Genomic DNA, 12411 nt, shown 5'->3' with positions numbered 1-12411 from the left:
AATGAATTTATAATCACTGTTAAACTAAAATATTTTAATCCTTCGCCCAAAATCTAACATATTTTGGGCTATTTTTATTGGCTTTTTCTTAACATTCAACACTTCTGGTTCAAGAAATGCGAATTGCAGCAGCAGTTAAATGGTATGAATTAGGTGAAATATCTCAAGCTAAAGCAGCAGAAGTTTCTGGACTGACTCGTGCTGAATTTATCAATGCTTTAGCACGCTATCAAGTGGATTTTATGCAATATACGGCTCAAGAGTTAGCAGAGGAACTGATGAATGCCGATTAGTCGCGTCATTGTTAACTCTTCACCTTTAATTGTTATTTTAAAAAGTCAACAAACTCAATTAATCCCACAATTATTCACAGAAATTTTAGTACCATCCGGTGTTATTGAAGAAATTACAACGAAAAATGACACCGCATCAAAACTATTACCAAGTATTTCGTGGATACAAATAGTAGAAGTGAATATTATCGCACCTGAAGTAGCAGCTTGGGATTTGGGAAAAGGAGAATCACAAGTATTGAGTTTGGCACTACAAAATTCAGAATTTGCTGCTATTGTTGACGATAGGGCAGCACGCCGTTGTGGTCAAGCTTTAGGAACTACTACAATTGGAACGGGAGGTTTGCTGATATTAGCAAAAAGACGTGGACTAATCTCCAGCATATCTCCTGGAATCCAAGCTCTGCGTGATGCTGGTTTGTGGCTATCCGATAATTTGGTCAATTTGCTAAAACAACAAGCAGGGGAATAAAGATTCATGAACCAAAAAAAAGCCCTGGTAGAATCAGGACGCTGGTTGTTGTATCGTTATAATCCACTGTTGCAACAACAGGGCAAAAATCCCTTACAGTTAGATATGCGATCGCCTACTCAATCGGTAGAGCAATCAATGTACCAAGAAAATCGTTTCAAAATGTTGACTAAGAGTAAACCGGAAGTTGCCAAACAACTGTTAGAACAGGCGCAAGCTGAAGTTGATGCACGTTGGCAGATGTATCAATATTTGGCAAGTAGATAAATGCAGAGTGCTGAATAGAATATAGTTAAAAAAAATGGGGAAGACTGGTTTATCTTCCCCATTTTGATTATTTTTTCTGTTGTCTGGCTGGTTCGCTTCCTTAAGCTTTTGCCGTAACATTTGTCTTTGTTTTTTCAGTTGTCGCTTTCTCGCAGAGCCGCCCCTGCCTTTATCATTTCTCCCTTCTCGGCGGGGAGATTCCCATCTTTTTAATCGCATCTTCTTCAGTTTTGTATTTAACAGTGGGCAGGAGGAGAATCGAACTCCTATGACCGCAAGGTCGCCACATTTTGAGTGTGGTGCGTCTACCAATTTCGCCACCCGCCCTGGGAAGCAACTTTACTATTATAGTATGGTCATTCGATTTAATGCAAGGAATAAATAAAACTTTTTCGGGATTGGTCGAGAGGTAGCATTGCTACGTCTCCAAATCACGCAAATTAGAACAACCCATGAGAGCCATTGCCACATTTAACTCATTTTGCAGTAGAGAGATAACGTGAGATACACCAGCTTGTCCACCTACGGCTAGTCCCCACAAAACTGGTCTACCAATCAATACAGCTTGAGCGCCTATAGCCAAGGCTTTAAGAATATCTGTACCCCGACGAATACCCCCATCTAGCAGGACTTCTATCCTACCATCAACGACTGGGACTATCTCCGCGAGAGCATCGAATGAAGCGATCGCCCCATCAAGTTGTCTACCTCCATGATTAGACACTACAATTGCTTTAGCTCCATATTCCACCGCCCGCGCCGCATCATCCCCCCGTAAAATTCCTTTCAATACTAACGGTAGGGGAGATAAAGACTGCAACCATTCCAAATCTCGCCATGTCAATGCAGGGTCGAGTTGTTGAGCAAAATAAGTAAATAAACCAGATTCCCCTGGCTCATAGGGGATATCTAACCCAGATATGTTGACCAGATTAGCCAATTGCAAACCAGATGGTAAGACAAACTCATTGCGTCTATCTCGTTCCCTTTGTCCAAGTACGGGAGCATCAACAGTCAAGCATAGAGCTTTGTAACCTGTTGCATAAGCCCTTTCTACTAAAGCACGAGTCAAACCCCGGTCTTTATGAATGTAAAGCTGGAACCACTGTAGGGAATTGGGAAACTTACTACCAACCTCTGCCACTTCTTCTAGACTTTTGGTGGACAATGTACTCAAAACCATACCCACCCCAGCCGATGCAGTAGCCATTGCTGTGGCTAATTCTCCTTCTGCATGAGCCAAACATTGAAACGCCATCGGTGCAATTAGTAGCGGTAGTTGCAGAGGTTGTCCCAAAACGGAAGTAGTGAGGTTAATTTGGCTAACATCCACTAGCATTCGCGGACGCAGCTTGACTCTTTCAAAAGCTGCACGATTATCTCGCAACGTGATTTCATCCCCAGCCCCACTGATGTAGTAGTCAAAAGCCATCTGAGATAGATGAGTTTTCGCTAACTGTTCATATTCAAATAGGTTGATGGGACTGGATATAGCTGTCATGGTGGTGATTGTGAGTAAATACTGTGTGATAGTTTCAAAATTGACGATGAACTTAAAGGAAAAAATAACGACGAAAATAAAAGCTAGTTTTTTTATTTCAATTAGCTTCAGTTTATTGTCATATTTTGAGTAATAAGCCCTTGCCTGTATTAGGCAAGGGTTTTATTTTGCAAAGTCGGAAAATATTATTATCACGATATCCCTGTGAGAGGGGTAGGGAACAAGCAATTATATAAAAATTAGCGGACAAACGCCATACAAAAGAAATTTGGCGATAAATTAGCTACTGATCTTAGTACAATTTTCTTGAACCCAATCTGCTATTGATTCTTGAGTCTCTTTATCGGTTGAAAGTCTTTTTATCATTAATACAACTTCATCTTCTGGTACTTCCAAAAAATACCCATTCAATACAAGAAAGGTAGCCATCGAAACGAAAGCTATCCTTTTATTACCGTCCACAAAAGCGTGATTCTTGGCAAATGCAAAAGCATAAGCAGCCGCTAAATTAAAAATAGTTGGTGTAGGTTCGCCATAGGCAAATAAATTTTTAGGTCTATCTAAACTAGCTAAAAGCAAATTTCTGTCTCTTATACCCGGAAGTCCACCATGTTCTGCTAATTGCTCTTCGTGCATAGCTTTAATGACTTCCTCGCTCAACCAAAAAATCTCATTCACTTAGCTAGTTCACGAAGTGCGTTCCTATACTTACTACTTACTTGCCTGTAAGCTTCCATCGCCTTTTCAAAATGAGATTTGCGAGGTGCTGCTTTAAAATTACGGGGTAGTTGAACATTTCGGGAACGTCCCGCAACTAACAACAATCTTCTCCTAACAGGAACCACTTTCAAACTGTTACCGATCTTACGAAGTCTTAAGGTTTGCATGATTGAGCAAGCTGATGATTATAGTTTTAATATACTTGTCTTAAATTCAATATATCTTACTAACTAAGCTCGAACCACTTTCCTGATACAGTTTAAACCGTGTTAACTGGACAGCAACTTTTAGATACTGGTCATGGCGCGATTAGCCACGCTGGGAGGTTACGCGATCGCCTATAATTTCCCCATATCTACCCAAAGCAAAGGGGACTGGAAAGTAAAACTCATACCTCATCTCCAGTCCCCAATCTCTAGTAGTACCTTATCACCAATTCCGCCAGCCGCCTTTTGGTGCTACTTCACTGGTGTACTTTTGACCATGATTTTGTAATAAAGACTGATATTCTTGGCTACTTGCCCAACTGTCAATTTCCCGTGCGCGAAGGACTGGTACGGGGTGGGTTAATTGGGCTGTGCGGGCAGCTTTGACCATTTCCCCCATCTCAGTTTTACTGATATCGTCGTAAGCACGAGCCTGGGCAATAAAAGCATCGAGATTCAGTTGGGGTGCTAGGGTGGGTGAACCTCCAGCCAACTTCATCAAAACTGACATGACAACTTTTGGGTCTTGGGTGGCTAGTAATGCGGCGCGATCGCAGGTAAACTCAGCACAGCGTACCCATTCTAAAAGTTGTGCCTGTATAGCTTGGGCAACAAAAGCACCGATATTTGGAACGGCTGATGCCGCTAATACTAATAAATTTACGGGTGTGAGATAAACGCTATGGTCGCATTTGAGATGTCCCAACTCGTGGGCAATAACTGCCTGAATTTCCTCTGGGGTAAGGATATCTATTAAAGAAGTATGCAGCACTACAAAAGGTTGCTTACCCCGCATAGCAAAAGTGTAAGCATTAGGAGCCGGATGTTGTCTGACATACAACTGGGGAGGCTCAATATCCAAAATTTTGCAGGCTTCTAACAGCAGCTTGTGTAAATCAGGCAGTTGTTTTTCACCTACCAAAACACTCGAAGCAATATTTTCCACATAGAAAACTTGCTCCGCCATTGGCCCTAGTAAATTTCGCACCATCATATCCAAGCCTGGTATTTGCTTGAGAGATGTGGTAGCTTCCAGGTCTAATGGATGACGAAACGAGTCAGCTTTTAAACCGATGAGCGGAGATTTTAACAAGGACATGATATAGCCAGTTGGTGAAACAAAATATCAACAGCCTCCCACAGTTAGTATAGCGATTAGGGATTGAGGATTGGGGAGATAAGGGGGTAGGGGAAGATGGATAAGTAGGGGGAGATGGAGAAGATTTTTTCTACCTACCTTGTCTACTTTATTTACTTCATCCGCCTCATCTCCCTTATTTCCCCCTACTCTCTCTTAAGTGGAAATTGATGCTGGCGAAGCATTGTTAGTATCGGCTACTTCGGTATCTGCTGGCGTTTCGCCTACCCGGAGGATTTTAGCTCCCAATTTTTGCAACTTTACATCAATTTGATCGTAGCCGCGATCAAGATGATGTAAGCCCTGAATGGTAGTTTTTCCTTCGGCTGCTAGTCCAGCTATGACTAATGCTGCTGATGCCCGTAAGTCCGTACCAATGACTGGCGCACCAGATAAAATTGGCACTCCTCGCACAAAAGCAGTGTTACCTTTCACCCGAATATCTGCCCCCAAGCGATTTAACTCTGAGGCATGACGCAAGCGATTTTCAAACACTGATTCGTTGATGATGCTGTCACCTTCTGCCAAGGTTAACAAAGCCATAAATGGTGCCTGCATATCCGTGGGAAACCCAGGATGGGGCAAGGTATCAATGTCTGTAGCCTTAAGAACTTCTGCTGGCAGAATACGTAAGCAATCTGTCCCTTCCTCAATAATTGTTACACCAATATCCCGCAATTTGGCAATTAACGGGATTAAATGCTCTGGTACTACTGACGACAGAGTGATTTCGGAACGGGTGATAGCTCCGGCAACTAGGAACGTTCCAGCCTCAATGCGATCGGGAATAATGCTGTAGTCAACGGAGTGTAATTTAGGCACACCAACAATAGTAATTGTACTAGTGCCAGCGCCTTGAATGTTGGCTCCCATAGCCTTACAGAAATTGGCTAAATCGACTACTTCGGGTTCCCGTGCAGCATTTTCGAGGATGGTTTCGCCATCAGCGAGGGTGGCTGCCATCATCAAGGTTTCTGTCGCTCCCACACTGGGAGTATCGAGGTAAATCTTGGCTCCTTTTAACCTACCACCGCTACCAGGAACATAGGCATTACAAATACCATGTTCAATCTGCACTTCTGCACCCATTGCTTGCAGTCCTCGGACGTGCAAATCAACGGGTCTGGCTCCGATCGCACAACCACCAGGTAATGGCATTTGTGCTACGCCTAGCCTGGCTAAAATGGCTCCGATCGCAAAGAAACTCGCCCGTAACTGGGTAACTAGTTCGTAGGGAGCTTTTGATGTCTTAATTTCGCTGGCATTGATGTCTATGATGTCGTCTTGTCGTGTCAAGCGTACACCTAATGCCGATATTACTTCACCCATTCGCTCTACGTCCGCCAATAAGGGAACGTTACGAATCCGGCAATCTCCTGAACATAGCAAGGCTCCAGCCATGATTACCAATGCTGAATTTTTTGCCCCGCTAATTTTTACATGACCCCGCAAGGGATGCCCACCCCAAATTTGCAAGACTGAGGAGTCTGCTTCTGGCACCAGTTTGGCATCTGGTAAGCTGCTAGAAGGATTAATAAGCCTACCTCCAAAGTAAACACGTAATTTTTTAGGTTAGAAGTTGGTTTTGATTCTACAGTAAAGATTTGATTTGTCTACATTTTTGTAGTTATCTCTTGTACTGATAAATCATTTTTTTTGTCTGTTCTGATGGCTTAAAGTTAGTAATAGTAAGGTTTATAGGTTTTAACTAAATTATTGACGACTTAGTACAGAGTATTGTTTTTATGTAAAAATAAATACTCAATAAAATATTGTCATATTCCCTCACTACTGCAAATTGCATCATCAGTCATTCATTCATTATGAATAATTCCCAATTTTTGATCGCTAATTCATCATGGCTCAATAGATTGTTCTGATAATCTTTCTTAGCAGAGTTGACAAGGCTCACTAATTAAGTAACAATAAGAAATTGTCGATATGCAAACCGCAAGCGGAACTGGCGGAATTGGCAGACGCGCTAGATTCAGGTTCTAGTGCCGCAAGGCTTCCGGGTTCAAGTCCCGGGTTCCGCATAAATTCAGTACTGAGTAATGGGTGCTGAGTGCTGAGTTGTTAAATATTCAGAACTCAGCACTAGCAATGTTAACAAGTTTACAAAATTCTTTAGTTAAACAAATTCGCAAGTTGCACTCTACCAAGGAACGGCATAAGCAGGGATTGTTCTTACTGGAGGGGACGCACTTATTAGAAGAAGCTTGTGCAATGGATTATCCCCTAGAGGTGGTGTGTTGTACTCCCGAATGGGAAACAAACCATGCAGCCTTGTGGGAAGATGCTTGTAGCCGATGCGATCGCTTTGAGATTGTCAGTGAAGAAGTGTTAGGGGCGATCGCTACTACAGTACAACCAGATGGGGTAGTGGCAACGGCGAAGCGCAGCGAACAACAAAGCCAAGTGCCATTTACTGGTGTAGTTCTAGCCTTGGAAACCATTCAAGACCCTGGTAATTTAGGGACAATCATTCGCACGGCGGCGGCGGCGGGCGCTTCTGGTTTATTGCTGAGTCAAGATAGTGTAGATTTAGATAATCCTAAAGTCCTGCGGGCTTCGGCTGGACAGTGGTTTCGTTTAGCAACCGCAGTGAGTGAAGATTTAAAAACGACGGTGCAGCTTTGCCAGCAAGCAGGAATGCAGGTAGTCGCCACCTTACCCACAGCCAAGTTAACTTATTGGGAAATAGACTGGCGCAAACCCAGTTTAATTTTATTGGGAAATGAAGGTGCTGGTTTGTCCCCAGATTTAGCAGCGATGGCAGACCAGGAAGTGAAAATTCCCCTGAGTCCTGGTGTAGAATCTTTGAATGTGGCGATCGCATCTGCTTTAATGTTGTACGAAGTCCAGCGACAGTTGGTTTCGTAATTGGTAATTCGTAATAGCCTGCGGCAAAGCTAACGCCTACGTAATTTGTAATTAAGAAGGTAGGTCGGGTTTTCTTACGTCAACCCAACATTTACATTGCTTTGTTGCTAGTGACTATTTGGACTTTGTGATCTCTTCTAAATAATTTTCAATATCAGCAACTGCATCTTCTAGGGCGGCTAAATCAATATCAGCTTCATCGTCAAAAGCTTCAACTTCAGTGACATCATCAGTAGGTGTAACTGGTATTTCTTCATCCTCAGTTGAGCTTTTCTGTAAGATATCCTCCAACTGTTCGAGAGATGCTTGAAACTCTTGTTCAAGGTGGCGGCGCTTTTCTGGCTGTCTTTGCTCCATAGTTTTGCTAAAAAATTTTATTAACTGTGTAATCTAATAGCAGGTTCTACAAAATATAATTTTGCCCATTTAAAACATATTTACAGCTATTTGCTGTATAAAGTTTACACATTCATTTATTAAACGGGTAGCTTTAGCCCTAAGCCGTGGAAAAATCAAGAATCGACAGAGGGAGTGTAGAGTTCAAAAACCTTACACCCCCTCGCCCTTATACCTTTACACCCAGAGCGAAAAGCTTTATTGCGTAAGTCTAGTTTTAGTAATGATTACCAGTTTTCCTGTGGTTAATCGCAGTTACATCATCTGGCTTGAGTAACTTACCATTATCAACAGTTGCATACACAACCCAGTGGTCGCCACATTCTAGGCGTTGATCAACCGAGCATTCCACATAGGCTAAAGCATCAGCGAGGACTGTACAACCATTTTCCGCTTCTGTAGTGGTGAAGTTAGCAAAACGGTCTTCCCCTGGGGCAAAGTTTTTGCGGAAATGCTTCATGTATTCCAGATGATTACCTTCGGGTAAGATATTCAAGGCAAACTTACCACCAGGATACATGAGCGATTCAATAGCCCGTTCTTTAGCAATGGCTACTGTCAAGCCAGGTGGGTTGAAGGTGGCTTGAGAAACCCAAGAACCAAGCATTCCTGTAGAGACATCGCCTTGCTTGGCGGTAATTACACAAACTGAGCCGACAATGCGACCTACAGCTTGTTCTACAGGGGTAGCTGCTTGTTGGGGGACACGGACTTTCTTGGCTTTCTTCAAGGTTTGGGCAAAGTCTGTACCGACTTCTTCACAGAACTTGAGGGTAACATCGTCTGGTTTAAACTTAACCTTGAGGGTTTCCACTCCAAAGCGATATCCAGCATCCCGCAGTTTACCTTCAATCATGTCTAAGGCTTCACCACTCCAGCCATAAGAACCAAACACCCCGGCTAGTTTGTTGTTGTCACCCACCTTGAGGACAATACCCAAGGCTGTGTTAATGGGGGTTGGTGCATGACCACCGATGGTAGGGGAACCGATGAGAAAACCATCGGCTTGTTCTAAATTGGTTTGGATTTCTTCAGGGGTAGCAAATTCGCAGTTGATAGATTTGACTGCTACGCCGCCTTTGGTTAATCCGAGAGCGATCGCCTGAGCTAAAGTTGCCGTATTACCGTAAGCTGAAGCATAGAGTAGGGCGACAGAAATTTCTCGGTCTTTTTGGGCTTGGCTCCAATCTGCATAGGCTTGGGTGAGGGCGATTAAACTGGTGCGTACCAGAGGCCCATGACCGACAGCATACATTCTCACCTGTAGGTCAGAGATTTTCTCTAATGCTGCTTCCACATGGATAGCATGGGGAGCCATTAGACAGTTGTAGTAATAACGCTGGTCTTCTTTGAAGGATTCCCAGTTATCATCAAATACATCATCGCCACAGATATGAGCGCCGAAAATCTTATCTGTATAGAGAATCTGGGTTTGCACGTCGTAGGTACAAAGTCCGGCCGGCCACCGGGGGCTAGGAATTGGCAAGAACTTCAACACATGACCCTTGCCTAAATCGAGGGTTTCTTTACCCCGCATTGCCAAAATATTTAAATTGTCATCAGGGAAAGCTGCGCGTAAATCACCCGCAGCCGGTAGGGAGCAGACAAAGGTAATTTGCGGAGCCAATTCTAGCAACGCCTTGAAGGTGGGTATACGGTTGGGGCTAAAGTGACCCAGAATGACGTAATCCAATTTTTTCAAATTGAGCGTCTGTTGTAATGCTTCTAAATAAATTGCCATGAAGCTTTCAACAGGCGGGTCAATAATTGCAGTTTTATCACCTTCAATTACATAAGAGTTAGAGGTAGTACCTCTTTCTAAGGCATATTCAATTTCAAACCGCAAACGTGACCAACTACGCGCTCTTAGAACTTTCGTGTTTGTAGCAATAGGAAGAACCTGTACGTCACGGGGCTTGGAATCGCTCATAGATTTTGTTTCAGGTTTGTAAAAAAATTGGAAAAACCGGGTAGATTTTGCCCAGTTTTTAATCGATTGGATGAAATCCATAAGTATTGGTGAGTGGAGGAAGATTTGGGAGTGGGTGATTAGGGATTGAGGTATATAGTACTTTTCGTTTGTACGCAATACACTTTGACCTCTCTCCAAACCTCTCTCCTACAAGGAGAGAGGCTTTGAGGCTGACTCCCCTTCCCTACAAGGGAAGGGGCTGGGGGTTAGGTTTGTATTGGACTCAACTGCAAACCACTATCAACTCTCTTCTACACCCCTTTCCTAGTAGTAATTACCAACTTTACGGTGACGAACTGCGGTCAGTCCGTCTGGTTTGGAAACACGACCATCTTCAACGGTGCAGTATAAAATCCAGTGGTCGCTGCATTCTAGGCTGCTTTGAATTTCGCATTCCATGTATGCGAGAGCGTCCGTGAGGATGGGTGAGCCGTTTTTAGCGGTTTGGGTTCTCACTCCGGCAAAGCGATCTGCACCGGGATGTAGGCGCTTGAGGAATTGTTTTTTCAGTTCTTGGTAATTGCCTTCTTCCAAGACATTGAGGACGAAGCGATCGCCTATTTGCATTAAGGTATCAATAGCCCGGTCTTTAGCGACAGCAATAGTAAAGCCCAATGGTTGCAAGCTGGCTTGGGATACCCAGGAAGCTAACATGGCACTGCTAACATCACCTTTTTTGGTGGTGACAATATACAGACCGTTGCTAATCCGTCCCAATGCCTTTTCCATGTTGACATCAAGGGACTTGATTTGCTTGATGTTGCGTTCCCGTGTCAGCAATTGTCCCAAGTCTGTACCCGCTTCTGTACACAATTGGTATGCGGATGCGCCAGGAACATCTTTAATCCGAATCGCTGGGAAGGCTTCTTTCACACCCAAGTCGATAAATTTGCGGCGGATGGTATCAACGGGTTCGTCATCGCCACCAAAGCATTCAAACAAGCCGACTGCTTGCTTATCTTTAACTACAGATAGCAGGGAACTAATACTAGCCTGCGCTGCCACTGAGGTGGTGGGAGGCATACCAATAATTAAACCAGCTGCTCTACCTGCCAATTCTTGAATTTCTTGGATTTCTGCCGTGCTGAGGTCGATCATTTCGACTGCAACACCAGTTTTTTGGATACCCTCGCCGATGGCTTGAACTAGTAAGTTGCTATAGCCATAATCGGCGACATAAAATAAGCCGACTGTGGTTTCTGCTTTGGCTTGTCTTTGGCTCCAGTTTTGGTAACACTCAGTCAACACATCTAAATGATGGTACAACAGAGGCCCGTGACCGTTAGCGATTATCTTAATTTTGCCCAGTTCACCCATGCGCTTCATCGCGTTCAGCAGCGATCGCGCATTCGGCCCCATGAGACAGTCGTAGTAGAATCTGAAATCAGCTTCAATCGCTTCTAAGTCTTCATCAAAAGTGCGGTTGTCGCAGAAGTGCATCCCGAAAGCATCACAAGTATAAATGACTTCGGTTTTGCGGTCATAACTGAAGATAGTATCAGGCCAATGTAAGTTAGGCGCGCTGACAAATTCAATTTCGTGACCTTTACCAATGTCGATGCGATCGCCACTTTTGACAATTCGTTTGGAAAAAGGATCATGTACTAAACCTTCTAAGAATTGCAGTGCAATTTTAGAAGCCAAAACAGTTGCTCTTGGTGCTAATTGCAGCACATCTTCTACCAAACCACTATGGTCTGGTTCTGTATGACTGACAATAATGTAATCAATAGCTTTGGGGTTGATTAGACCTTTTAGTGTTTCTAAATACAGTTGGCGAAACTTCTGGTGAGAAGTATCAACTAAAACTGTTTGCTCGCCTCTAATTAGATATGAATTATAAGTCGTACCGTTTTGCAGTCCGAATTCGATATCAAAGCGATCGCGATCCCAGTCTAGACAGCGAATCGCCGTAGTGTTAGGGGCAATTTCTACAGTTTCTACAGTTAGCCGATGCTGAACAGTCTCTGCGTGGGCGTTGCCAGTCGTAGACATCCCTACCATGATTCGTCTCCGAGTGCAAATAAACAGTATTGTTTCTCTGCTCCCATTGTGCGGCTAACTGGATTTTTAAGTTGTAATGAAAACGATATTTTCTAAAATTCAACTTGTAGCAATTATTGCTATTTTTTAGCTTCTTTTTTAACTAAATAAATATCCGACATATTAAATTGTATTAACGGTATCATGTTTTAATTATTGATATTTCTTGGCATAATTTAAAATCCCAAACATATCATATAACAATCTGTTGGTATTTCTGAAAAAATCCCTATACTTAAGCGTCAAGCCCAGGGTAGGAATGCCAACTAAAACCTGGAAATTATAGGCATTGAATACCTTACATATAACGTGAGTTCGATGACCTTTCCCCAACCCCTCTTCGACGCGGAGAGGGGCTTAGATATCTTGAAAGCTCAACGAAAATAAAGGTTTTAAAGCCTCTCTCCTTAAAGGCTACGGTGTACACACAAGTTTGCCCAGAGCGAGTTTCCAGCCAAAAAAAGTGGATTCAAATTGCTCAAGACCGCGAACCAAAGTAGTAATACCAGGAGGTTTTTGA

Annotated in this window: 11 protein-coding genes, 2 tRNA genes and 1 pseudogene; 5 read left to right on the top strand and 9 right to left on the bottom strand. The window is 43.2% G+C overall.

Going from position 1 to position 12411, the window contains the following annotated elements; translation table 11 throughout:
- The first annotated feature begins 104 nt into the window (after positions 1 to 104).
- From H6G18_RS23745 to H6G18_RS23735, 3 genes and pseudogenes are all read left to right on the top strand, one after another.
- Positions 105 to 293, top strand: coding sequence for a UPF0175 family protein (locus tag H6G18_RS23745; protein ID WP_199311817.1), 189 nt, complete (start codon positions 105 to 107; stop codon positions 291 to 293).
- Positions 283 to 765, top strand: a complete 483-nt coding sequence (locus tag H6G18_RS23740) for a DUF3368 domain-containing protein (RefSeq protein ID WP_190409548.1) — start codon at positions 283 to 285, stop codon at positions 763 to 765. The genes H6G18_RS23745 and H6G18_RS23740 overlap by 11 nt, the downstream gene beginning before the upstream one ends.
- Before the next feature lie 6 nt (positions 766 to 771).
- A pseudogene (locus H6G18_RS23735) lies at positions 772 to 1032 on the top strand (hypothetical protein); the annotation flags it as partial.
- On the opposite strand, the gene H6G18_RS25320 reads toward H6G18_RS23735, so the two are convergent.
- From H6G18_RS25320 to murA, 6 genes are all read right to left on the bottom strand, one after another.
- Positions 967 to 1251, bottom strand: a complete 285-nt coding sequence (locus H6G18_RS25320; RefSeq protein ID WP_390825775.1) for a hypothetical protein — start codon at positions 1249 to 1251, stop codon at positions 967 to 969. The pseudogene H6G18_RS23735 and the gene H6G18_RS25320 sit on opposite strands and share 66 nt — an antisense overlap.
- Positions 1252 to 1275: 24 nt before the next feature.
- Positions 1276 to 1359, bottom strand: a tRNA-Leu gene (locus H6G18_RS23730).
- Positions 1360 to 1450: 91 nt separating this feature from the next.
- Complete coding sequence (locus H6G18_RS23725) at positions 1451 to 2533, bottom strand: alpha-hydroxy acid oxidase (RefSeq protein WP_190409547.1); 1083 nt, start codon at positions 2531 to 2533, stop codon at positions 1451 to 1453.
- Positions 2534 to 2812: 279 nt separating this feature from the next.
- Positions 2813 to 3211, bottom strand: a complete 399-nt coding sequence (locus H6G18_RS23720) for a type II toxin-antitoxin system death-on-curing family toxin (protein ID WP_190409546.1) — start codon at positions 3209 to 3211, stop codon at positions 2813 to 2815.
- Between the two features lie 471 nt (positions 3212 to 3682).
- A complete protein-coding gene (locus tag H6G18_RS23715; protein ID WP_190409545.1) occupies positions 3683 to 4558 on the bottom strand; it encodes a M48 family metallopeptidase in 876 nt (291 codons plus the stop codon).
- A 195-nt stretch (positions 4559 to 4753) separates the two neighbouring features.
- Entirely contained in the window at positions 4754 to 6097 is a 1344-nt protein-coding gene (murA, locus tag H6G18_RS23710) for a UDP-N-acetylglucosamine 1-carboxyvinyltransferase (protein ID WP_190409544.1), read from the bottom strand.
- Between the two features lie 454 nt (positions 6098 to 6551).
- On the opposite strand from murA, the gene H6G18_RS23705 reads away from it, so the two are divergent.
- Positions 6552 to 6633, top strand: a tRNA-Leu gene (locus H6G18_RS23705).
- A 67-nt stretch (positions 6634 to 6700) separates the two neighbouring features.
- Positions 6701 to 7480, top strand: coding sequence for a TrmH family RNA methyltransferase (locus H6G18_RS23700; RefSeq protein WP_190409543.1), 780 nt, complete (start codon positions 6701 to 6703; stop codon positions 7478 to 7480).
- A 114-nt stretch (positions 7481 to 7594) separates the two neighbouring features.
- Here the strand turns inward: H6G18_RS23700 and H6G18_RS23695 are convergent, their stop codons facing one another.
- The 3 genes from H6G18_RS23695 to H6G18_RS23685 all read right to left on the bottom strand — a co-directional run bounded on the left by H6G18_RS23695 (position 7595) and on the right by H6G18_RS23685 (position 11852).
- On the bottom strand, positions 7595 to 7837 hold the full coding sequence (locus tag H6G18_RS23695; RefSeq protein WP_190409542.1) for a hypothetical protein: 243 nt from the start codon (positions 7835 to 7837) through the stop codon (positions 7595 to 7597).
- 256 nt (positions 7838 to 8093) lie between these two features.
- Positions 8094 to 9806 carry a diflavin flavoprotein gene (locus tag H6G18_RS23690; protein ID WP_190409541.1) on the bottom strand — a complete coding sequence of 571 codons (1713 nt, stop codon included), beginning with the start codon at positions 9804 to 9806 and terminating at the stop codon, positions 8094 to 8096.
- A 306-nt stretch (positions 9807 to 10112) separates the two neighbouring features.
- Complete coding sequence (locus tag H6G18_RS23685) at positions 10113 to 11852, bottom strand: diflavin flavoprotein (RefSeq protein WP_190409540.1); 1740 nt, start codon at positions 11850 to 11852, stop codon at positions 10113 to 10115.
- Between the last annotated feature and the right edge of the window lie 559 nt (positions 11853 to 12411).

It is taken from the genome of Anabaena subtropica FACHB-260 (assembly GCF_014697105.1).
In the GTDB taxonomy this organism is placed as follows: domain Bacteria; phylum Cyanobacteriota; class Cyanobacteriia; order Cyanobacteriales; family Nostocaceae; genus Trichormus; species Trichormus subtropicus.
This window is presented reverse-complemented; position numbering and strand designations above follow the sequence as displayed.